Below are 22,655 nucleotides of genomic sequence, written 5' to 3' on the forward strand. Positions count from 1 at the left end.
GTCCATTCCATAACCTTCCATTACCCGCCACAGGCTTCATCTTGCCCGAAATACTCGCGGGGAGGGGAGCAGCCCCGCACGGGGCGCGCTGGTGGGGGGCGGCAGCCCCCCTTGCCATCGTCACTCCATGCTCAGGCTGCCGTCATCGGGCAGAAAGGCATCGGTGAAGAACCGCGCCGGGTCAGGCTCGGTATTGAACTCATAGGTCATGGCGATCTGGTCCAGCGAACTGGCAAAGCGGTCGGCATCGATATTGCCCAGCCCGTTCTCCATCACCCAGTCGGTCAGGATATTGTCGCGCAACGCGATCTCCAGCCGCTCCACTTCCAGATCCTGATCCAGGGCCGGGTTGCGGCTGGCAATGGCGGCCACGCCCGCGGCCGGATCGGCAGCGGCATCGCGCACCCCATGGGCCAGCGCACGCAGGAAGCCGGTGACCGCCTCGGGGTTGGCCTCGGCGAAATCGGTATTCACGATCACCACATTGCCATAGAGGTCCAGCCCGTAATCGGCCATCAGCAGCACGGTCATGTCCTCGGGGTCGATGCCCAAGCGGACCGTGTTCAGGTATGAGGTGAAGCTGAAGCCCGTCACGGCATCGACATTGCCTTCGGCCAGCGACGGTTCACGCGTTGGAAAGCCCACCGGCTCGATGGTGATGCTGTCCACATCCAGCCCCTGCGCCTCGGCAAAGACGGGAAACTGCGCCCAGGCCCCATCGGGGGGCGGCGCGCCCAGTGTGCGTCCCTCCAGATCCGCAGGCTCTTCGATCCCCAGCGACTTGCGGCCCACGATGGCAAAGGCGGGCTTGTCATAAAGGACCATGACACCGGTCACGGGGGCATCGGGGTTTTGGTCAATGAACTTGATCAGGCTGGCCATATCGGCAAAGCCCATGGGATAGGCCCCGGTGGCCACTTTCGGGATGGCATCGAGCGAGCCCTGCCCGGCGCTGATCTCGGCGCTCAAGCCCTCGGCCTCCAGGTGGCCGTTGTCGATCGCCAGAAAATAAGGCGCCGAGGGCCCCTCGAATCGCCAATCGAGCGCGAAATTGATATGGGTCTGCGCCAGCGCGGGCACGGCCAGCACCGAAGCGCCCAGCGTTGCCAGAAGAAGCGGTCGGTTCACAAGCTTGTCCTCCTGTTGTCGGTCCGGTTCCTTGTTATCCTACAGCCGCATCCGCGCACGTCCAAACTGCGCATCGGACGGGTTATCCCGGCACCATGGTCCAATTCTGTGGCAAATGCTGATATTTTTGGCAATACCGATAAAGGATGAACGATTTTCAGGATATTCCTGAAAACGCAGCCCGAAACTGCGCGCAAACCGCCCCCCGGACGCAGCGCCCACCCACCCACCCCGCTGCGCCCGGGGGGCGGTGGGACGGTTCAACCGGCTGCGCCCCACCCGCGACGGTTTCCACGCCATCACCCGAAGCGACGATCCCTTTCCGGCCCCGGGAAGCTGACGCAAACCCCTGAGCCACCGCCCTTGGCGCCGCAATGGCCGGATGTCCGTCAAACTGAAAGGCGCAAAAGGGCTCTGCAGCATCCGCATGGGATCACGGCCCCACCGTTGCACGCGGGTTCCAGGCTCACCCGTGTCCGTGTCAGGTCTTTTCGGACACCCGCATCACAGCCTGCACAGACGCCATGGCGGCTCTCACGCCCGGGTCCGGGCGACCTTGTTCAGATTGTCTGAAGGCAGCCGCCCCCCTGTCCAGTGCGTCACGCACTGGACAGCGCCCCCGAGGCGCGCAGGGTGGGTGGGTGGGCGCGGCTCGGGGGCGCTTGTGCACCGCGGGCCAGAGGCCCAGGGCGCGGAAGTGACGTGCTCAGCCGGCGGCGCGGGCCTGGCGCTTGCGTTCATGGGGGCAGAGGAACCGCTTGCGTAGGCGCACGGCCTTCGGCGTGACCTCGACCAGTTCGTCGTCGTCGATATAGGCAATGGCCTGTTCCAGCGACATCTGCACCGGCGGGGTCAGCTTCACTGCATCATCCGTGCCCGAGGCGCGCACGTTGGTCAGCTTCTTGCCCTTCAGCGGGTTCACTTCCAGATCGTTGTCGCGCGAATGCTCGCCGATGATCATGCCCTGATAGACCGGGTCCTGGGGATTGATGAACATCCGCCCGCGGTCTTCGAGGTTCCACAGCGCATAGGCCACCGCGGTGCCGTCCTCCATGGAAATCAGCACCCCCTGGCGCCGCCCCGGAATGGTCCCCTTGTAGGGCGCCCATTCATGGAACACGCGGTTCAGCACCCCGGTCCCGCGCGTGTCGGTCAGGAATTCGCCATGATAGCCGATCAACCCGCGCGAGGGCACATGCGCGACGATGCGCGTCTTGCCAGCGCCAGCGGGCTTCATTTCCACCAGATCGCCGCGGCGCGCGCCGGTCAGCTTTTCGATCACCGCGCCGGTGAATTCGTCATCCACATCGATGGTGACTTCCTCCACAGGCTCCAGCCGCTGGCCGCCTTCATCGCGGATCAGCACGCGCGGGCGTGAGATCGACAGCTCGAACCCCTCGCGGCGCATGTTCTCGATCAGGACGCCCATCTGCAATTCGCCGCGCCCGGCCACGTCAAAGGCCTCGCCACCCGGGGTGTCGGTCACCTTGATGGCGACATTGACCTCGGCCTCGCGCATCAGGCGTTCGCGGATCACGCGTGACTGGACCTTGGAGCCATCGCGCCCGGCCAGCGGCGAATCATTGATGCCGAAAGTCACGCTGATGGTGGGCGGGTCAATGGGCTGAGCGGGCAGCGGCGTGTCGACCGAGACATCGCAGAGCGTGTCGGCCACGGTGGCCTTGCCCATCCCGGCCAGGGTCACGATATCCCCGGCCTCGGCCACCTCGATCGGGGCCTGGCCCAGACCGCGGAAAGCCAGCACCTTGGTCACGCGGAATTGTTCCAGCCGCGCCCCGTCCCGCGACAGCGCCTTGAGCGTATCGCCCGCCTTCAGCCGCCCCGATTCGACCCGGCCGGTCAGGATGCGGCCCAGATAGGGATCGGCCGAAAGCGTGGTCGCCAGCATGCGGAACGGCTCACCTGCGCGGGCCACCTGCGCCGGCGCGGGCACATGCGCCACCACCAGATCGAACAGCGCGCGCATGTCCTGGCGCGGGCCGTCCAGTTCGGTATCGGCCCAGCCATTGATCCCGCTGGCATAAAGCACCGGGAAATCCAGCTGGTCGTCATCGGCGCCCAGATTGGCGAACAGGTCGAACACCTCGTCCAGTGCGCGGTCGGGTTCGGCGGCGGGCTTGTCCACCTTGTTGAGCACGACGATGGGCCGCAGCCCCAGCGCAAGTGCCTTGGAGGTCACGAATTTCGTCTGCGGCATGGGGCCTTCGGCGGCATCGACCAGCAGCACCACACCATCGACCATGGACAGGATCCGCTCCACCTCGCCGCCGAAATCGGCGTGGCCGGGGGTGTCCACGATATTGATGCGCGTGTCGCCCCATTCGACCGAGGTGCATTTGGCAAGGATGGTGATCCCGCGTTCGCGTTCGATGTCATTGCTGTCCATCGCGCGTTCGGCCACCGCCTGCCCTTCACGGTAGACGCCCGATTGTTTCAGAAGCTCATCCACCAGTGTGGTCTTGCCATGGTCGACATGCGCGATAATCGCGATATTGCGAAGGTCCATTGAATTGTCCGTTGATGCTGCGACGCAGCGCTTAACAGTTTCCCGGACAAAAGGCCAGCATTTAGCCGCAGGGGCGTGATATCCCCCGCGGCCATGTGGTGATTGGCTTTATCGCTGCCGCCAGCCGCCCCTTTTCGGGGCCGCGCGGGTCAGCCCTCGTCCCGTCCGATCAATGCGCGGGCCTGCGCCACCCAGTTGTCGCGCGTGGCGCGGCCCTTGAAGCCTTCGGTATGCTCGTCCATCCAGGCGATCTCGGCCTCGGTCCAGTCAGCGATCTGGTCGAAATGCCAGTATCCCATGTCATTGAGGACAGATTCCAGCTTCGGCCCGATCCCGGTGATCTTTTTCAGGTCATCGGCACCGCCATCGCGCGGGGCGGCCATGCCCACGGGGCGCGCCTGTTCCATGTCGATGCGCGGTTCCACAACGGCTGCGGGCGGGGCCAGATCGGCGGGCGGCGACGTCGGAATGTCATCGCCCGGGTGCAGCGTGTCGCGCGTATCGGCGGTGGGGTGGCCCGCGCCGGCGGGCGCCTCGGTCGGCACGGCGCGGCGATAGAGGTGCCATGTGGCATGGCCCAGCACCGGCAGCACCACCAGGAGCCCCAGAAACAGCGGAATCATCGCGGCAAACACCGCCACGCCAATCACCGCGGCCCATTTCAGCATGGTGATGTGGTTGGAGCGCACGACCTCGGCGCTGGTGATCATGGCGGTGACGAAATCCACGTCCCGGTCCAGCAGCATCGGCAATGAGGCCACGGTGATGGTGAACAACGCCAGCGCCACGGACGCCCCGACAACAGAGCCCACGATGACCATCATGAAACCCGCGCCGGAGAACAGCATGCCCAGCGTTTCATAGCCGATGCCCGAGAGCGAAAAGAAGATTGCGAAAATGCCGCGCGCCAGGATGATCCAGAAGCCGAAGACGATCAGCACCGTCACCGCCATCAGCAACAGCTGTTCATTGCCGCGCCCGCGCAGCGCGCCCAGGATGCCGGGCCAGTCCATTTTCTCGCCCGCTTCGCGGCGGCGGCTGACCTCATAGAGCCCCACGGCGGCAAAGGGGGCAAGCAGCGGGAACCCGGCGGCGATGGGCAGGAACCAGGCCGCCTGCCCCTGTCCGATCAGCCCGAAATAAAGGCCGATCCCGCCGAGCGTATAGAACGCGGCAAAGAACAGGCCAAAGGCCGGAACCGCCTTGAAATCCTCCCAGCCCTTCTGCAGCGCGGTGCGCAGGTCGTCTTCGGTCAGATCCCTGGCGACCTGCACCTGCAGCGGCACCGCAGTCTGGCGTGACGTATCTGTCATGGACATGAATAACCCTCCTCTACCCTTCCAGAGGATAGAAAACGCCATGCGGCCAAGGCAACAGCTTTGTTGCGTCCGGCAAGGGTTTCGGGGCGCCCGGCGCGGGGGACGGGCTGATTTTTCAGCGCAGCCCCGCGCGGGCATGGGGGCGCTGCGCGTCCCCGGGCGATGTCACACAGGCCGTGCAGATCGGCACTGGACCTTGGCCCGCGGGCGCGTCAGGGTAAGCTGCCGGGCCAGGGCCGGTTTCGGGGTCTTTCATGCGACTGCTGATCTCTTTCGCCGCGCTGTTCCTTTCGGTGGTGCTGCTGCAACTGGGTCTGGGGGGTGTGGCGCCGCTGGATGCCCTTTCGGGGGCGCATCTGGGGTTCACGCCGGGGCAGATCGGCATCCTGGGCTCGGCCCATTTTGCGGGGTTCTTCATCGGCTGCTGGTGGGCACCGCGCCTGATGGGCGAGGTCGGCCATTCCCGCGCCTTTGCGGCCTTCGCCGCGGCGGGCACCATCGGGATCCTCGCGCATATGCTGATCATCGACCCCTATGCCTGGGCGCTGATGCGGGTGGCCTCGGGGGTGGCGGTGGCAGGGTGCTACACCATCATCGAGGCCTGGCTTCAGGCCAAGGTCACCAACGAGACCCGGGGCCGGGCCATGGGGGTCTACAGGGTGGTCGATATTCTGGGCAGCCTGGGCGCGCAGTTGCTGATCGCGGTGCTGGAGCCGGCGTCCTATGTCTCTTACAACCTGCTGGCGCTGCTGTGCTGCGCGGCCCTGTTCCCGCTGGTGCTGACCCGGGCGAAGGGGCCCGCCACAGGGGCCGCGCCCCGGCTGCGGCCACGTCTGGCGTGGGAGCGCTCCCCCCTGGCGGCGGCGGGGGTGGTGGTATCGGGGATCACCGGGGCCGCCTATCGGATGGTCGGACCGCTTTACGGGATTTCCGTGGGCCTCGCAGCGGATCAGATCGCCCTGTTTCTGGCCGCCTATGTCCTGGGCGGCGCGGTGGCACAGGTGCCCATGGGCTGGCTGGCGGACAAGTATGACCGCCGCGTGGTGCTGATCTGGCTGTCGGTGGCCTCGGCGCTGGCTTGCGGGCTGAGTATCGCCAGCACCGAAGGCGGGGTGATTGCGATCTTCCTGGCCGCCGGTTTCTTCGGCTTCACCACCTTTCCGATCTATTCGGTCTCGGCCGCCCATGCCCATGATTTCGCCGGTGATGACGAACGGGTGGAACTCTCGGCGGCGCTGATGTTCCTCTATGCCGTGGGCGCCATTGCCAGCCCGGTGATTGCAGCACTGCTGATCGGGCGCTTCGGCGCGGCGGGCATGTTCGTCTTCCTGGGGCTGTCACATGTGGTGCTGGTGGTGTTTGGCGTGATGCGGATGCGGATGCGCCCCAGCCCCGGCGCCGATGCCCGCACCCGCTACACCTATGTGCCGCGCACGTCCTTTCTGATCGGTCGGCTGTTGCGGCGGCGCAAGTAAGGGGGTGCCTGGCCCCCCCCTTCGCACCCCCTTCGCACGGCCTCAGGCATGATCGCGCAGCATGCGCGCGATTTCATCCTTCAGGCGCATGCGCTCGCGGCGCATCTCGGTCTCATGCTGCTCGCTCACCGGCTCCACCATGGTCTCGGCGCGGTGAATGGCACGATTGAGATCGTGGTATTCCTCGGCCAGCTTGCGGAAATGGGCGTTCTCCAGCTTCAGACCATGCAGCTTGTCTGCGGCTTCGGGGAATTCCTCGGCCAGTTCGTGGGGGGTATGGGACATGTGTTGATCCTCCTGTCGCTACGTTTCACCGGCACCATATGAGCGCATGCAGCCCGCCACCTTGATCTGCCGCAAAGAAGTGCACAGGTCTCAGCCACCCACCCCCACGCCCCATGTCGAGGCGACAGCGCGTGACAGTTCCGCAACGATCCGCTAATCCACCCCCGACAGCGGCAAAACCCAAAGGCTCGGTACATGCGCTTCCTTTCCGGCACCCCCCTAGATGATGACAAGTTGCGCGAAGAATGCGGGGTCTTCGGCGTCATCGGCGTTACCGATGCGGCCAGCTTTGTGGCATTGGGCCTGCATGCGCTGCAGCACCGCGGGCAGGAAGCCGGCGGGATCATGACCCATTGCCCGACCAGCGGCTTCCAGTCGGCGCACCGATTCGGACTGGTGCGCGATACCTTCACCAAGGCGGGCGTGATGGACACCCTGCCCGGACCCATCGGCATCGGCCATGTGCGCTATTCCACCGCCGGGTCAAAGGGCGCCACCCAGATCCGGGATGTGCAGCCCTTCTTTGGCGAATTCGCCATGGGCGGCGCGGCCATCGCCCATAACGGCAATGTCACCAATGCCGAATCGATCCGGCGGGAGCTGATCGAGCGCGGCTCGATCTTCCAGTCCAGTTCGGACAGCGAATGCATCATCCACCTGATGGCGCGCAGCTTCCAGAAAACCATCCCCGAACGGATGAAGGATGCCCTGCGCCGGGTCGAAGGGGCGTTTTCCATCGTCGCCATGACCAGGACCAAGCTGATTGGCGTGCGCGACCCGCTGGGCGTGCGCCCGCTGGTGCTGGGCAGGCTGGGCGACGGCTGGGTGCTGTCATCCGAGACCTGCGCCCTGGACATCATCGGCGCCGATTTCCTGCGCGAGGTCGAGCCCGGCGAGATGGTGGTCATCGGCCCCGACGGGCTGGAAAGCCACCGCCCCTTCGAAACCCGCGGCGCACGCTTTTGCGTGTTCGAGCATGTCTATTTCTCGCGCCCCGATTCGATCATCGGCGGGCGGTCGGTCTATGAAACCCGCCGCGCCATCGGCGTGGAACTGGCGCGCGAGGCCGCGGTCGAGGCCGATCTGGTCTGCCCCGTGCCCGACAGCGGCACCCCGGCGGCCATCGGCTACAGCCAGGAATCGGGCATTCCCTATGCCATGGGGATCATCCGCAACCAGTATATGGGCCGGACCTTCATCGAACCGACCGAACAGATCCGCAACATGGGCGTGCGGCTGAAGCTGAACGTGAACCGCGCGCTGATTCGCGGCAAGCGGATCATCCTGGTGGATGATTCGGTGGTGCGCGGAACCACCAGCATGAAGATCAAGGACATGATCCTGGATGCCGGCGCCGCCGAGGTGCATTTCCGCATCGCCTCGCCGCCCACCGCCTGGCCGTGCTTCTATGGCGTGGACACGCCGGAACGTGAGAAACTTCTGGCCTCGCGCATGACCGAGGATGAGATGCGCGACCATATCGGCGTGGACAGCCTGCGCTTCATCTCGCTGGACGGGCTCTATCGCGCGGTGGGCGAGGCCGGGGGCCGCAACAACGCCTGCCCGCAGTATTGCGACGCGTGTTTCTCGGGCGAATACCCGGTGGCCCCGCAGGACATGCTGGACAAGGGCTTCAAGCCCCGCGCGGTGGTCTGAACAGGGAGATCGGCGCGGGGGTCCTGCCCCTCAGCGCACCACGAACAGCTTGTCGCGCGACGACAGCCCCCGGCGCAGTTCCAGCCGCGACGGCGCCACCCGCATCGCACCTGCCAGGGCACGGGTCACCGCCCGGTTCGCCTTGCCGGCCTCGGGCGCGCAGGTCACGCAGACACGCACCACCCCGTCCTTGCCCCGTGTCACCGACCCGCGTGACGCACGCGGTGTCACCCGTACAGGGATACTGGCCCCGGGGGCCGCAAGATCCCGCAAATCCTCGCAATCGCGCATGAGCTGCTGTCCTTTGCAACGCCCCGGGCTGGACCCCGGGTGGCGCGCATCTTACCTGTTCACCAAACTGTGCGAAAGGCCCTTCCATGTCCCAGACCGATTCCGCCGTCCTCGAGTTCCTGCTCAACCGCCGCTCGCGCCCGGCCAAGATGCTGGTCGCGCCGGTGCCGGACCGCGCGCAGCTTGAAACCCTGCTGACCGCCGCCGCACGCGTCCCGGATCATGGCAAGCTGGAACCCTGGCGCTTCATCGTGCTGGAGAAACAGGCACTTGAACGGCTGGCCGATCTGGCGCGGGCACGCGGCACGGCCATGGGACTGGAGCCTGACCGGATCGAAAAAGGCGTCGCCCAATACGCCGGGGCGGATCTGGTTGTTGCCGTGATCGGCGCACCGATCCAGAGCGACAAGATCCCCCAGATCGAACAGACCCTTTCCGCCGGAGCGGTCTGCCTGAGCCTTGTGAACGCAGCGCTGGCCGCAGGCTGGGGGGCGTGCTGGCTGACCGGCTGGGCAGCCCATGACCGCGATTTCGCCGCCCAGGGGCTGGGGCTTGCTCCGCAGGAATACGTGGCGGGGATGATCCATATCGGCACCTCGGCGCGCACGCCCCCGGACCGCCCGCGCCCGGACATCAGCCGCATCACCACCTGGCAGACAGACTGACCCGGCGGGGGCCCCGCCCGGCAGATCAAAAGCCCCCCTGCCCGGCGCCCGCGCCGGGCAGCGCCCCCGAGGCGCGCGGGGTGGGCGGGTGGGCGCGGCTCGGGGGCGCTTGCGAAGGCCCCATCAAGCGAAGACTCCGATCCGGTACGCCTGCTACAAACAGACGCGCCACGCCGCTTATCGTGGCAGGGATGCGGCCTCGAAGACCGTGACCCGGTTGCGGCCATGGCTCTTGGAGGCCAGCAGCGCGCGATCCGCCTGATCCACCGTGCGCGCCAGAGCCTGCCGCATATCCTCTCCATCAGCCCCGCACTGGCCCGGGGCCACCCCCACGGAGACGGTCACGCAGATCTCGCCTCCGGCAGTGGCGATCGGCGTCTGCTCGATGACATCACAAAGCACCTGCGCCTGTGCGCGGGCCCGCTCCAGCAACACCCCGGCCAGTGCGATCAGAAACTCTTCGCCGCCGTAGCGGACAATCACATCCTGCGGCGACAGCACGCTGCGCATCCGGGCTGCAACCTGGCGCAGAACCTCGTCACCGACGCCATGGCCATGGGTGTCGTTGATGGCCTTGAACCGGTCCAGATCCAGCAGCAGCACGGCAAAGCCCTCCCCGTTCTGCCGCGCCTGCAGCGCCAGATGCAGCAGCTTGGCCTCCGCACCGCGCCGGTTCAGCAACCCCGTCAGCGGGTCCAGCGCCGCCAGGTTCAACCCACGCTCCACCGTGCGGCGCAGCGCATCGGCCCGGCGCTTGCGCGTGATCTGCATGCCCAACCGAAGCGCGGTTTCTTCAGCGTCCAGAGGCAAGTGCAGCAGATCATGCGCGCCCAGATCGAGCGCCATGGCGGCCTGGTCACCGGCCTCGGGCGGCAGGATCACGCAATAGGCGCTGTGCCGCGTGGCCCGGCGGGCCTGAAGATCCAGCAGCAAGCGCAACGCAACAGGGCTTTCCGCCACGATCATGAACACATCCGGCGCGGCGCCTTCGGCATAGCTCAACGCCTCGGCGGTCCCGATGGACTCGAACCGCATCTGCGGGCAAAGCGGCGCCACCTGCTTGCGCCAGAACCGCGCCATCTGCGGCGTGGCGCCCAGCAGCGCCACCCGCGTCTGCGCCGCAACAAACCCCGCCGCGGGCTCTGCCAGACCATGGCCCGAGCACCAGGTTTCCTGCCGACGCCACTCGGCTTCGGTCTCGGCTGCGCGCAGCAGGTTGCGAATACGTGCCAGCAGCGTGGTCTCATCCACAGGCTTGCTCAGGAACTCATTCGCCCCCGCCGCCAGCGCCGCATTGCGCTGCGCCTGTTCGGTCGATGCGGTGATGATCAGCACCGGAATATGCGCCGTTACCGGATCGGCCCTGAGACTGCGGCACACGGCAACCCCGTCAGTGTCTTCAAGCATCATGTCCAGCAAGATCAGATCCGGACGCCTGGAACGCGCCATGGCAATCGCCTGCGCACCGGTCTCCGCTGTCAGGGTCTCGTAGCAGGCGCTGCCCAGCTTGGCCGTCAGGATGATCCGGTTGATTGCAAGATCATCGACAATGAGTATCTTGCCCGTCATCTGCCAATTCCCGTTACGCACACCATCAAGGTTTCTGAATAGTAAAGAAAGGTTAACAAATGCTTTCACACCCCCGGCCTGCCAGCACCCGCAGGCGGCTTTCCGCGCATCACTCAGGTGCATGTGATGACCCCGCAAGCCGCTGAGACCATTGCGCTCTCGGCGCTGGCCTGGCTTGCCGGCCATGATGAACTGTGGCCCGTGTTCATGGGTTCGACCGGGGCCGATGTCACAAACCTGCGCGCCCAGGCCCAGGACCCCGAGTTTCTGGCTGCGGTGCTGGATTTCATCCTGATGGATGACGCCTGGATCACCGAATGCACCGCGGCGCTGGAACAGAAGCCTGAAGTGCTTGCCCGCGCCCGCGCCGCCCTGCCCGGTGGTGCCCAGATGCACTGGACCTGACGCCCCTCAACCGGCCAGCCCTTGACTTCGCCGCCCGCAGATTGTGTATCGCGCAGGCACCGCGCCACGCCGCCGAACATGGGGATATCCGACATGCACGCCTTTCGCAGCCATACCTGCGCCGACCTGACCGCCGCCCATGTGGGCCAGACGGTCCGGCTTTCAGGCTGGGTGCACCGCATCCGCGATCACGGCGGCGTGCTGTTCATCGACCTGCGCGATCACTACGGGCTGACCCAGGTGCTGGCCGACAGCGACAGCCCCGCCTTCGCCGCCATCGAAAAGCTGCGTGCCGAAACCTGCATCCGCATCGAAGGCACGGTCAAGGCCCGCGACGCCTCCCTGGTGAACCCAAAGCTGAAAACCGGCGCGATCGAGGTCTATGCCCGCGCCATGGACATCCTCGGCGCCGCCGGCGACCTGCCGCTGCCGGTCTTTGGCGAACCCGACTACCCCGAGGAAACCCGCCTCACCTATCGCTTCCTGGACCTTCGCCGCGAAGGCCTGCACGCCAAGATGATGCTGCGCTCCAACGTGGTCCGCGCCATGCGCCAACGCATGTGGGACAGCGGCTTCACCGAATTCCAGACGCCGATCATCACCGCGTCATCCCCCGAGGGCGCGCGCGATTTCCTCGTCCCCTCGCGCCTGCATCCGGGCAAGTTCTACGCCCTGCCCCAGGCCCCGCAGCAGTTCAAGCAGCTGATCATGGTCTCGGGCTTCGACAAGTATTTCCAGATCGCGCCGTGTTTCCGTGATGAAGACCCCCGCGCCGACCGCGCCCCCACCGATTTCTACCAGCTTGACGTGGAGATGAGCTTCGTCGAACAAGAGGATGTCTTCGCCGCCGTCGGGCCCGTGCTGCAAGCCGTGTTCGAGGACTACGCCGACGGCAAGACCGTGGACCCCTGCGCCGACTGGCCCCGCATTCCCTATGCCGAGAGCCTGCGCAAATACGGCACCGACAAGCCCGACCTGCGCAACCCCATCGAAATGCAGGTGGTGAGCGAGCATTTCCGCGGCTCCGGCTTCGCCATCTTCGCCAAACTGCTAGAGACCGAGGGCACCGAGATCCGCGCGATCCCCGCGCCGGGTGGCGGCTCGCGCAAGTTCTGCGACCGGATGAACGCCTTTGCGCAAGCGCAGGGGCTGCCGGGGATGGGGTATATTTTCTGGCGAAAGAAGACGGTGGAATCTGTCGCACAAGAACTCTCTATCACGGTGCAAGCTACGCGGGCGAAAATAGAAAGCGCCGAATTGACACTTGAAGGGGTCGAAGCCGCTGGCCCCCTCGCCAAGAATATCGGCCCCGAGCGCACGGAAGCGATCCGCCAGCAACTGGGCCTTGGCGAAGGCGACGCCGCATTCTTCCTCGGCGGCAAGCCCGCGCAATTCGAACCCGTGGCCGCGAAAGCGCGCGATGAGATCGGCCGCGAGTTGAACCTGACCGACACCAACCGTTTCGCCTTCGCCTGGATCGTCGATTTCCCCATGTTCGAGGCCGACCCCGAAACCGGCGCCATCGATTTCAGCCACAACCCCTTCTCCATGCCCCAGGGCGGGATGGAGGCGCTCTCGGGCGACCCGCTCCAGGTCAAGGGCTACCAGTATGACCTCGCCTGCAACGGCTACGAAATCCTCTCGGGCGCCATCCGCAACCACCTGCCCGAAATCATGTATCGCGCCTTCGAAATCGCGGGCTACCCGGCGTCCGAGGTCGAAAAGCGCTTCGGCGGCATGGTCAAGGCCTTCCGCTACGGCGCCCCGCCGCATGGCGGCTGCGCCGCCGGGATCGACCGGATCGTGATGCTGCTGGCCGGCACCACGAATATCCGCGAAGTCATCATGTTCCCCATGAACCAGCGCGCCGAGGACCTGCTCCTTGAAGCCCCCTCGGCTCCCACCAACGAGCAACTGCGCGAACTGCGCCTGCGCGTTCTCCCACCCGAGTCCTGACCTCCGGCAAACGCGCTGACCTGATCGCGACCACGCGGCGCGCGCTGCGCAACGCGGGCCGAGTCAGGCATCGCACCGCCAGACGCTTGCCCGGGCGCAGGGTTCCGGGCAGTCTGGCGCCAAAGGCTGCGGAGGGAAAAATCATGTCGGACCCGGATCTGAGCGACTGGCGCCCTCCCCCCCTGCCCCCGCGCACCCCCCTTGCGGGGCGCTACACGCGGCTGGAACCGCTGGACCCCGCCCACGCGCCCGACCTCTATGCAGCCCTGGCCGAGGATACGGCGTGCGATCTCTGGCGCTACATGGGTCACGGCCCCTTTGCGGACGCTGCCGCCTATGCAAGCTGGGTCGCCTCGGCCCGCATCCAGCATGACCCGCTACATTACGCAATCCGCATGGCTGACGGGCGCCTTGGCGGAACCATCGCCCTTGCGCGCATCGCCCCGGCGGCGGGCAGTATCGAGACCGGCTGGCTGACCTTCGCCCCGCGCCTTCAACGCAGCACCGAGGCGACCGAGGCCGTCTATCTGCTCATGCGCTGGGCCTTCGAGGCCGGCTATCGCCGGTTCGAATGGAAATGCAACGCGCGCAACCTGCGCTCTCGCCGCGCCGCAACCCGGCTGGGTTTTAGCTACGAGGGCCTCTTTCGCCAGGCCGATGTGGTCAAGGGCCGCAACCGTGACACCGCCTGGTTCGCCGCCATCGACCACGACTGGCCCGCCCTGCGCGCGGCATTCGACACCTGGCTGGACCCGGCGAATTTTGACGCACAGCGCCAACAACGCCAGCGCCTGCGCGATCTCACGGCCCCCGTTCTGGTGGCCCATGACCCCTTGCAGACACGGCCCGAGTGATTCTGCGCACTCCAAGACGTGCGCCTCAAAGGGCGCCACCTGCCCCTTCGGGAAAGGACGTCTGGCGCAGGCGCGGTTTCCGGATCAGACCCCGGCAGGCTCGGGCAGTACGCGGCGGTAAAGATGCCAGCTGGCATGGCCCAGCACCGGAAGCACCAGGAACAGGCCCAGAAACCAGGGCAACATGGCCAGGAACAGCAACACCGCAATGACCGCGGCCCAGAGCAGCATTGTCACCGGGCTATGGCTCACCGCCTGGACCGAGGTGATCATGGCGGTGATGAAATCGACCTCACGGTCCAGCAGCAGCGGCAGGCTGATCACCGTCAGCGCAAACAGCGTTGCCGCCATCACCCCGCCCACAATCCCGCCCAGCGCCAGCATCTGCAGCCCGGCGGGCGAAAGAAGCATGTCCCAGGTAGAGCCGCTGATGGGGCGCAGACCGAAGAACAGCGCAAAGATCGTATGGGCCAAGAAGACCCAGAACATGAAGGCCAACATGACCACCATGGCCATGGACGGCACCTGCCGGTCCCGCTGAGCGAACACACAGCCGGCCACCACGGACCAGGTCAGCGGCGCGCCGGTTTCCAGGCGGCGGCTGACCTCATAAAGCCCGGTTGCGGCGAAGGGGGCCAGCAGCGGGAAGCCCACGGCGATGGGAATGAACCACCAGCTTTGCCCCGAAGCCACAAAAACCGCGTAGAGCACCAGCCCGCCCAGGACATAGAAGGCCGAAAAAGCCAGCCCGAAGAGCGGCGCGCGGCGGAAATCCTGCCATCCGGCGCGCAACGCCGCCTGCAGATCGGCAGGTGTCACCTGCGACAGCGCCGGAATCGGCGATGGTGGCGGCAAGGTCTGTTCGGTCATTGGCTCCCCCTCCATGACATGCGCGCAGGCTAGCGCGGCGCGGGCATGGCTGGCAAGAGGGATGCGCCGGGGCTCAGGACGCCGGGGCTCAGGAGGTTGCCTTGCTCCGGGTTTCGATATCGTCGGCCACGGCCTCGGCCCGGGCGGCAAGCTCGGACATGGCGTCGATGACCTCCTGCGAGACCACGGGCACCTCCACCCTTTCGGGTGCCGGTGCGGGGCGCTCGCGCAGGGACTGCACCTCGGCGCGCAGCCGCGAGAGTTCGTTTTCCGCCACGCGCAGGCGGTCTTCGGCAGCCGCGGTCTTGTCGGCCAGCATCAGCCCCGCCATCAACAGCATCCGTTCCGCCGGAAGGCGCCCGATCTGGCCCAGCAGGGTGCGGGCCTCTGCGTCCAGCATGGTGGCTGCGGCCTGCAGGTACTGCTCCTCGCCGGGCTGGCAGGCGACAGAGAACTCCTTGTTGCCGATTGTGATGGTCTGCTCAGACATGGCGCGGTTCCTCGTTCAGCAGGGGGCGGATTTCGGCAAGGATCTCCTCCATCTCGGCCATTTCGGCGCGGCGCTCGGCCTGCAGGGCCTCCAGCTCGGCGGACAATGAGCGGTTGAGCACCGCGGATTCGGGGGTGCCGGTGACCTGGGCCTCGCGCAGGGCGGCATTGGCCTCCATCAACTTGGCATTGGCCTTTTTCAGCCGCAGCATTTCCAGGCTTTGCAGGTCCAGTTGTTCGGTCAGCCGCGCCATGCGCCGCTCCATCTGCGTGACCGAGCTTTCCTGCCGCTGGCGCACGGAGTTGACCCGTTCGCTCAGTTGCGCGTTGGTGGCCTTTTCAGCGGCCAGGGCGGCCCGCAGGGCTTCCAGCTCGGCCGAAGCGTCAGCAGGTTCGGGGGCGGCGGCGGGTGCAGGCGCGGGTGGCGGAACGCTGAGGGCCTTGGCGCTGCGGGCGACACGGTCCAGCGCAGCGGCGATCCGCCGTTCCAGTTCAGCGATCTGGGTCATCTGTGCATCCCTTTTAGGTCTGTGCTGCGAATCGCATGGCCCCGTCCGGGCGCGCAACCCTTTGCAAAGCTTAATCGCAACCGGCGCCGTTTCCAACCAATGCGCTTCAGGCCGCCTGTTACGGCCCGGCGGGCTGGCATCGGGGCGCCAAACTGGCTATGAGGGCGCCAACATTTCACAGCCCAAGGACATGATCCCGTGGATATCGACTCGCTGCGCCAGACCCACCCGGAGCATTGGACCAAGGCCTGCGCCATCCGCGCGCTGGCCATGGATGCGGTTCAGGCCGCCAATTCAGGGCATCCGGGCATGCCCATGGGCATGGCCGATGTGGCCACCGTGCTGTTCGAAAAGCATCTGAAATTCGACGCCAAGGCGCCGGACTGGGCCGACCGGGACCGCTTCGTGCTGTCGGCGGGGCATGGGTCGATGCTGCTTTATGCGCTGCTGCATCTGACCGGCTATGAGGACATGACCCTGGACCAGCTGCGCAACTTCCGCCAGCTGGGCGCGATCACCGCCGGCCACCCCGAATACGGCCATGCCAAGGGGATCGAGACCACCACCGGCCCGCTGGGCCAGGGGCTGGCCAATGCCGTGGGCTTTGCCATGGCCGAGGAAGCCCTGCGCGCCGAGTTCGGGGCCAAGGTGGTGGATCACCGCACCTGGGTGATCGCCGGCGACGGCTGCCTGATGGAGGGGATCAGCCACGAGGCCATCGGCCTGGCCGGGATGCAGCGGCTGCGCAACCTGATCGTGCTGTGGGATAACAACGACATCTCCATCGACGGGCGGATCGGGCTGTCGGATGTGACCGACCAGCGCGCGCGCTTTGCTGCCGCGGGCTGGCATGTGATCGCCTGCGACGGGCATGATCCCGCCGATATCGACCGCGCCCTGACCGAGGCCAAGGCCGCCGACCGCCCCGTGCTGGTGGATTGCAAGACCATCATCGGCTTTGGCAGCCCCGCCAAGGCCGACAGCGCGGGCGCGCATGGGTCTCCGCTGGGCGAAGACGAAATCGCCAAGGTGCGCGAGATCTACGGCTGGCCCTATGGCCCGTTCGAGATCCCCACGGAGGTGCGCGAGGCCTGGGCCGCAATCGGCACCCGCGGCGCCGAGGCGCGCGCCGAATGGGAGACGCGTCTGGCCGGGCTTTCGGGCACGAAACAGGCGGAATTCAAACGCCGCATGGCGGGTGAGGCACCGAAGAAGCTGGTCTCGGCGCTGCGGGCGTTGAAGAAGCAGGTCTCCGAGACCGCGCCCAAGGTGGCGACGCGGAAATCCTCGGAACTGGCGCTGGAGGTCATCAACAAGGTGATGCCCGAGACCATGGGCGGCTCGGCCGACCTGACCGGGTCGAACAACACCAAGACCGCGGGCCTTGGCATCTTCGGCCCCGAGGATCGCAAGGGCCGGTACGTCCATTACGGCATCCGCGAACACGGCATGGCGGCGGCGATGAACGGGATGGCGCTGCACGGGGGCGTGCGCCCCTATGGCGGCACCTTCCTGTGCTTCACCGATTATGCGCGCGGGGCGATGCGGCTGTCGGCGCTGATGGGGCTGCCGGTCACCTATGTGATGACCCATGACAGCATCGGGCTGGGCGAGGATGGGCCGACGCACCAGCCGATCGAGCATCTGGCCATGCTGCGCGCCACGCCCAACGTCAACGTCTTTCGCCCCGCCGATACAGTAGAGACTGCCGAGGCCTGGGAATGCGCGCTGACCGCGCCCTCCACGCCTTCGGTCCTGGCGCTGAGCCGCCAGAACCTGCCCACCCTGCGGCTTGAGCACAAGATGAAGAACCTGACCGCGCAGGGCGCCTATGTGCTGGCCGATGCCGAAGGGCCGCGCCGGGCCATCCTGCTGGCCACGGGGTCCGAGGTCGAGATCGCCATGGCCGCCCGCGACATCCTGCAGGAGGAGAAGATCGGCACTCGCGTGGTGTCCATGCCCTGCTGGGAACTGTTCGAGGAGCAGCCCGAGAGCTATCGCCGCAAGGTGCTGCCCGCGGGGCCGGTGCGCGTGGCGGTCGAAGCTGCGATCCGCTTTGGCTGGGACCGCTGGCTGTTCGGCGAACGTGGCCGGCGCGAGAAATCGGGCTTTGTGGGGATGCACGGCTTCGGTGCCTCGGCCCCCGCGCCGCAGCTTTACAAGGACTTCGGCATCACCCCCGAAGCCGTAGCCGACAAGGTCCGCAGCCTGTTGTAACCGATGCGCGCCCCGGGGATCGCAGCAAGCCCCCCGGGGCGCCCTTTGACGGGGGGCGCGCTCTGGCCTGCCATCGAGGCAGGCCAGAGCGCCTCGGACGCGCGCGGGCGCGCGCCTTCGCCCAAGTCCCTCCCAGCGCTGGAATGCGGTTTCCGCACGGGGCGCGGCTGCGTGGCGCCTTCAACGGGGCTATCCCCCGCGAACAGGCTCCGAAACCGGCACGCGCGCAGCCGACTGGCGGCGCAGGACAGCCTCGCGCCAGGTGATCATGCACACGGCGCTGATGATCACCGTTCCGCCCAGGATCACCCAGAAATCCGCCGGTTCGGCAAAGAAGACCGCCCCCAGCAGGACCGCCCAGACCAGTTGCAGGAAAGTGACCGGCTGGGTGACCGTTATGGGCGCGGCGGCGAAGGCCAGCGTCATGGCATAATGCCCACCGGTGGCGAAGGCTGCCACCAGGAACAGCCAGGCCAGTTGCTCCAGGCTGGGCGTGACCCAGACCACCGCGGCAAAGGGTGCAAGGCCAATGGTCACGGTGATCGACAGCATCCCCACCACCACCGGCGCGCTGGCCGTGGCCGACATGATCTTGGCCAGCAGATAGGACCCCGCAAACAGCACTGCCGTGCCCAGCATGGCGATATGCCCGGGGGAAATCTCGCGGAAGCCCGGGCGCAGGATAATCACCGCCCCGATCAGCGCAGCCAGAACCGCCAGAATGCGCCGCGCGGCAAGACGCTCGCCCAGGAACAACGCCGCGCCCAAGGTGACATAGACGGGCGAGAGGTAGTTCATCGCCGTCACCTCGGCGATGGAGATCTGGGTCATGGCATAAAACCACAGGATCACGCCCAGCGAATGGACGATCCCGCGCAGGCCAAACAGGTTGAAATCACGGCGCGAGAGGCTGGCCCTGCGCAGCGCCGGGATCATGGGCAGCAGAAACACCAGCCCAAGCAGATAGCGCAGAAAAGCCGATTGCGCCGCGGGCATGTCATCGCCCAGATATTTGACAATCGCGGTGACCGCCACGAAGCACAGGCCCGTGACTACCATCCAGACCACCCCGGCAACAGGGCGCGCGATGCTTTCAGCCGGGGATGAGGTAGTTACCATGTGAAGCTTCTGCCACCTTCCCGCGCCCGGCGCAACCCCCGCACCCGGTCAGATACGCCGCGCGCGAAGGCGCGCGCCCGCGCGCGTCCGAGGCGCCCGGGCCTGCCTCGATGGCAGGTCCGGGCGCGCGCCGCTTGAGGTCAGGCGAATTGCGGATTGCGGGTCAGGACCGAATAATTCAGCGCCCCGGCAATGCTGACCCAGACCAGATACGGGATCAGCAGCATCCCGGCCACCGGGTCCAGCATGAAGAAGCTGACCATGGTGGCCCCGACCGCCAGCCACATCGCCACCAGCACCATCAGGGCCGCGCGCATCCGCTTCAGCCCAAAGAACACCGGCGACCACAGGGTATTCAACGCGATCTGCAAGGCCCAGAAGGCCAGCGCCTGCCCCGCGCCGGGCAGCACGGCCACCCGCATCGCCGCATAGGCCATGGCCACATACAGGCTGACCCAGACCACCGGAAAGGCCCAGCCCGGCGGGGTCCATACCGGCTTGTCCAGATCCTCGTACCACTCGCCCGGCTCAAACATCGACCCGGTTGCCCCGGCGGCCGCCGTGGCCGCCAGAAAGGTCAAGAACAGCATCCAGTCCATTGCGGCCCCCGTGTTGCCCGTTGAGCCGCTACATATGTCATGCCCGGCGCCGGTCCAACCCCAGCGCAGCGGTGCGCAGCGCCATGTCGCGGGCGCGCAACTGTCCCAAAACGCCGATCATCGCGTCCGAGCGGCTGCGATCAAGGCGCACGCGGGCGGCAGCATCGACCAGATAGGCGACCTCGGGCATGGGCGCTGCGTGGAGCGTGGCGGGGCGGGGCGTCACAATCGCGCCCGCGCTGCGCAGCACCGACAGGCCCAGCCAGCCGGTCTTGCGCAGCTTGCCGGTATGGGCCCGCTGCGTCACCGAATCGCAGTCCAGCCGCCGCAGCGCCGTGCCGATCCCGGCATAGACATGCCGCGCGGCGAAAATCCCCGGGCGGCAGGACAGCGGCAGGGCGGCAATCCCGGGCTCTGACCGTTGGTACAACAGATCGGCCTGGCGCAGCAGCCGCGCCACCACGCCGCGCAACGCACCCGAGGGCTGCGGGTCCGCCAGCAGCCGCGCCGGGGCGATCCCGGCATCCTCCAGCCAGGCCAGCGGCAGGTAGATGCGCCCGGCGCGGGCATCCTCGCCCACATCGCGGGCGATATTGGTCAGTTGCATCGCCAGCCCCAGATCACAGGCGCGGGCCAGCCGGTCCGGGTCGCGCACGCGCATCAGCACGCACATCATCGCCCCCACCGCCGCCGCCACCCGCGCTGAATAATCCAGCACATCCGACAGCGTCTCATGCCGCCGCCCCTGCGCGTCCCAGGCCAGGCCCTCCAGCAGCGCCTCGGGCAGGGCGCGGGGCATCTCGAAGCCTTCGACCACGGCGGCGAAGGCGCGGTCGGCGGGTGCGTTGCGGGGACGGCCGGCATAGACGGCCTCCAGCCGGTCGCCCAGCCGCAGCACGGCGCCGGCGCGCGCGCCCGGCGCGGTTTCGTCCACCGCATCATCGGCCAGCCTGCAAAACGCATAAAGCGCCAGCGCCGGGTCGCGCACATGTCCCGGCAGCAGCTTTGACGCCGCATGAAAGGACAGCGACCCGGTGCGGATCGCCGCGCGGCAGTGGTCCAGATCAGCCTGAGGGATCATTCGGCAGCCATCCTCAGTTCGGGCGCGGCGGCGGGCGCATTGGGGACCAGCTTGGCCAGAACCTCGGCCGTGCCGATCACCCCGGGCAAGCCGGCGCCGGGATGCGTCCCCGCCCCGGCCAGATACAGGCCGGGCAGTTCCTCGGAGACATTATGCGGCCGGAACCAGGCCGATTGCAGGATCCGCGGTTCGATCGAGAACCCGGCGCCAAAGGGCGACAGATACCGCTCGCGGAAGGTTTCGGGCGTGAACACCAGGCTTTCGCTCAGATGCTGCGACAGGCCGGGCAGCAGCCGCTCCTCCAGCATCTTCAGCATCCGCTGGCGGTAGGGCTCGGCCTCGGCCCCCCAGTCCACGCCATTGTCATGGCCCAGATGCGGCACGGGGCTGAGGACGTAGAAGGTGTCATCCCCCGCCGGCGCGACGCCCGGATCGGTGACCGAGGGGCGGTGGACATAAAGGCTCATGTCCTGCGACAGCTTGCCGCGAATGAAGATATCCTTCACATGCTCCTTGTAGCGCGGGCCGACCAGAATGGTGTGATGGCCCACATCGCGCCACATCGCGCGGGTGCCGCGAGTGCCGAAATACCAGACAAAGAGCCCCATGGACCAGCGCGTGCGCTGCAGCTTCGCGGGCGTCCAGCGCCGCCGGGGGCGGTTGCGCAACAGCCGGTCATAGGTATGCCCGGCATCGGCGTTCGACACCACGATATCCGCCGCCAGCACCTGCCCGTCCACCAGCCGCACGCCTGCGGCGCGCCCGCCCTGCACGGTGATCTCGTCAACCTCGGCGCCTTGGCGGACCTGCCCGCCCTGATCGCGGATCACGCGCACCATGGCCTCGGCAATCGCCTGCACGCCGCCCATGGCGTAATGGACCCCGAACGCCTTTTCCAGATGGCTGACCAACGCATACATCGAGGTCACGCGGAACGGATCACCCCCGATGAACAGCGGATGAAAGGACAGCGCAAAGCGCAGGCGCGGGTCGCGCACCCGGCGCGCCGCATGGGCATGGACCGACCGATCCGCCCGCAGCCAGGCGAATTTCGGCAAGACCTTGATCAGATCCCACAGCTTGTTCATGGGCCGGCGGCCCAGATCCTCATAGCCGAACCAGTAGCGCGCCTCGGCATCCTCCAGGAACTTGCGATAGCCCGCCAGATCGCCCGGGCTCAGGCGGGTGACCTCGGCCTCGATCGCGCGGTCATCCTGGCTGGCGGCAAAGCTGGAGCCATCGGGCCAGCGGATTTCATAGTAAGGCGCCATGGGTTTCAGCGTCACATCGGCGTCGAAATCGCGCCCGCAGGCGGCCCAGAGATCCCGCAGCCCCTGCGGCACCGTCACGATGGTCGGCCCCAGATCGAACCGGTGCCCGCCCTGCGTGATCGAGGACCCCCGCCCCCCGGGCCGGTCCAGCCGGTCCAGAACGGTGACGCAATACCCCTTGGCGCCCAGCCGCATGGCGCTGGCCAGCCCCCCCAGCCCTGCGCCGATGACTATGGCGCGCGGGCCAGAGGCCGTGCCGGGCTGCGATTCATCTGTCATGTCTTGCTCCTGTGGTCACTGTCCATTCTGATTGACAACCCGGCAAAGCGTCAAGTGAAATTGACAGGTTACGGTTGCGGTGCGCGGCAGG

20 protein-coding genes are annotated in these 22,655 nt (G+C 66.9%); 7 read left to right on the forward strand and 13 right to left on the reverse strand.

All coding sequences use genetic code 11. The features are described from left to right. Positions 1–120: 120 nt before the first annotated feature. From HUK65_RS00265 to HUK65_RS00275, 3 genes are all read right to left on the reverse strand, one after another. Complete coding sequence (locus HUK65_RS00265; protein WP_179904115.1) at positions 121–1,128, reverse strand: ABC transporter substrate-binding protein; 1,008 nt, start codon at positions 1,126–1,128, stop codon at positions 121–123. Positions 1,129–1,834: 706 nt separating this feature from the next. Beyond that, positions 1,835–3,655 (reverse strand): translational GTPase TypA, encoded by a 1,821-nt coding sequence (typA, locus tag HUK65_RS00270; protein WP_179904116.1) that lies wholly within the window; start codon positions 3,653–3,655, stop codon positions 1,835–1,837. A gap of 149 nt (positions 3,656–3,804) precedes the next feature. Then, positions 3,805–4,974, reverse strand: coding sequence for a DUF2189 domain-containing protein (locus HUK65_RS00275; protein ID WP_179904117.1), 1,170 nt, complete (start codon positions 4,972–4,974; stop codon positions 3,805–3,807). 254 nt (positions 4,975–5,228) lie between these two features. Between HUK65_RS00275 and HUK65_RS00280 the strand changes: the two genes are divergently transcribed. Then, positions 5,229–6,449: an MFS transporter gene (locus HUK65_RS00280; RefSeq protein ID WP_179904118.1), complete on the forward strand. Its 1,221-nt coding sequence runs from the start codon at positions 5,229–5,231 to the stop codon at positions 6,447–6,449. A 42-nt stretch (positions 6,450–6,491) separates the two neighbouring features. Here the strand turns inward: HUK65_RS00280 and HUK65_RS00285 are convergent, their stop codons facing one another. Further along, positions 6,492–6,734 (reverse strand): YdcH family protein, encoded by a 243-nt coding sequence (locus tag HUK65_RS00285; RefSeq protein ID WP_179904119.1) that lies wholly within the window; start codon positions 6,732–6,734, stop codon positions 6,492–6,494. 195 nt (positions 6,735–6,929) lie between these two features. Between HUK65_RS00285 and purF the strand changes: the two genes are divergently transcribed. Beyond that, entirely contained in the window at positions 6,930–8,390 is a 1,461-nt protein-coding gene (gene purF, locus HUK65_RS00290; RefSeq protein WP_179904120.1) for an amidophosphoribosyltransferase, read from the forward strand. A gap of 30 nt (positions 8,391–8,420) precedes the next feature. Here purF and HUK65_RS00295 read toward each other — a convergent pair whose 3' ends face one another. Further along, complete coding sequence (locus tag HUK65_RS00295; protein WP_179904121.1) at positions 8,421–8,681, reverse strand: DUF167 domain-containing protein; 261 nt, start codon at positions 8,679–8,681, stop codon at positions 8,421–8,423. Between the two features lie 86 nt (positions 8,682–8,767). On the opposite strand from HUK65_RS00295, the gene HUK65_RS00300 reads away from it, so the two are divergent. Next, positions 8,768–9,346, forward strand: a complete 579-nt coding sequence (locus HUK65_RS00300; protein ID WP_179904122.1) for a nitroreductase family protein — start codon at positions 8,768–8,770, stop codon at positions 9,344–9,346. Positions 9,347–9,523: 177 nt separating this feature from the next. Here the strand turns inward: HUK65_RS00300 and HUK65_RS00305 are convergent, their stop codons facing one another. Next, on the reverse strand, positions 9,524–10,915 hold the full coding sequence (locus HUK65_RS00305; RefSeq protein WP_179904123.1) for a diguanylate cyclase: 1,392 nt from the start codon (positions 10,913–10,915) through the stop codon (positions 9,524–9,526). Between the two features lie 126 nt (positions 10,916–11,041). Here HUK65_RS00305 and HUK65_RS00310 point away from each other — a divergent pair, with 126 nt between their 5' ends. The 3 genes from HUK65_RS00310 to HUK65_RS00320 all read left to right on the forward strand — a co-directional run bounded on the left by HUK65_RS00310 (position 11,042) and on the right by HUK65_RS00320 (position 14,130). Beyond that, complete coding sequence (locus HUK65_RS00310) at positions 11,042–11,320, forward strand: DUF3572 domain-containing protein (RefSeq protein ID WP_179904124.1); 279 nt, start codon at positions 11,042–11,044, stop codon at positions 11,318–11,320. Positions 11,321–11,413: 93 nt separating this feature from the next. Beyond that, a complete protein-coding gene (gene aspS, locus HUK65_RS00315) occupies positions 11,414–13,276 on the forward strand; it encodes an aspartate--tRNA ligase (protein ID WP_179904125.1) in 1,863 nt (620 codons plus the stop codon). 143 nt (positions 13,277–13,419) lie between these two features. Next, positions 13,420–14,130: a GNAT family N-acetyltransferase gene (locus HUK65_RS00320; RefSeq protein WP_179904126.1), complete on the forward strand. Its 711-nt coding sequence runs from the start codon at positions 13,420–13,422 to the stop codon at positions 14,128–14,130. 84 nt (positions 14,131–14,214) lie between these two features. Here the strand turns inward: HUK65_RS00320 and HUK65_RS00325 are convergent, their stop codons facing one another. From HUK65_RS00325 to HUK65_RS00335, 3 genes are all read right to left on the reverse strand, one after another. Beyond that, positions 14,215–15,000, reverse strand: coding sequence for a DUF2189 domain-containing protein (locus tag HUK65_RS00325; RefSeq protein WP_179904127.1), 786 nt, complete (start codon positions 14,998–15,000; stop codon positions 14,215–14,217). Between the two features lie 88 nt (positions 15,001–15,088). Beyond that, positions 15,089–15,490, reverse strand: a complete 402-nt coding sequence (locus HUK65_RS00330) for a cell division protein ZapA (RefSeq protein WP_179904128.1) — start codon at positions 15,488–15,490, stop codon at positions 15,089–15,091. Next, a complete protein-coding gene (locus HUK65_RS00335) occupies positions 15,483–15,998 on the reverse strand; it encodes a hypothetical protein (RefSeq protein ID WP_179904129.1) in 516 nt (171 codons plus the stop codon). Before HUK65_RS00335 ends, HUK65_RS00330 begins: the two co-directional genes overlap by 8 nt. A gap of 198 nt (positions 15,999–16,196) precedes the next feature. On the opposite strand from HUK65_RS00335, the gene tkt reads away from it, so the two are divergent. Continuing rightward, positions 16,197–18,215, forward strand: coding sequence for a transketolase (tkt, locus tag HUK65_RS00340; protein WP_179904130.1), 2,019 nt, complete (start codon positions 16,197–16,199; stop codon positions 18,213–18,215). 189 nt (positions 18,216–18,404) lie between these two features. Here tkt and HUK65_RS00345 read toward each other — a convergent pair whose 3' ends face one another. The 4 genes from HUK65_RS00345 to HUK65_RS00360 form a co-directional block, all read right to left on the reverse strand. Beyond that, a complete protein-coding gene (locus HUK65_RS00345) occupies positions 18,405–19,334 on the reverse strand; it encodes a DMT family transporter (protein WP_235441671.1) in 930 nt (309 codons plus the stop codon). A gap of 140 nt (positions 19,335–19,474) precedes the next feature. Beyond that, positions 19,475–19,933 carry a tryptophan-rich sensory protein TspO gene (tspO, locus tag HUK65_RS00350; protein ID WP_179904131.1) on the reverse strand — a complete coding sequence of 153 codons (459 nt, stop codon included), beginning with the start codon at positions 19,931–19,933 and terminating at the stop codon, positions 19,475–19,477. A 37-nt stretch (positions 19,934–19,970) separates the two neighbouring features. Beyond that, positions 19,971–21,014 (reverse strand): 15-cis-phytoene synthase, encoded by a 1,044-nt coding sequence (gene crtB / locus HUK65_RS00355; RefSeq protein WP_179904132.1) that lies wholly within the window; start codon positions 21,012–21,014, stop codon positions 19,971–19,973. Next, on the reverse strand, positions 21,011–22,564 hold the full coding sequence (locus HUK65_RS00360; RefSeq protein ID WP_179904133.1) for a phytoene desaturase: 1,554 nt from the start codon (positions 22,562–22,564) through the stop codon (positions 21,011–21,013). The genes crtB and HUK65_RS00360 overlap by 4 nt, the downstream gene beginning before the upstream one ends. Positions 22,565–22,655 lie beyond the last annotated feature (91 nt).

The organism is Rhabdonatronobacter sediminivivens (assembly GCF_013415485.1).
Lineage (GTDB): Bacteria > Pseudomonadota > Alphaproteobacteria > Rhodobacterales > Rhodobacteraceae > Rhabdonatronobacter > Rhabdonatronobacter sediminivivens.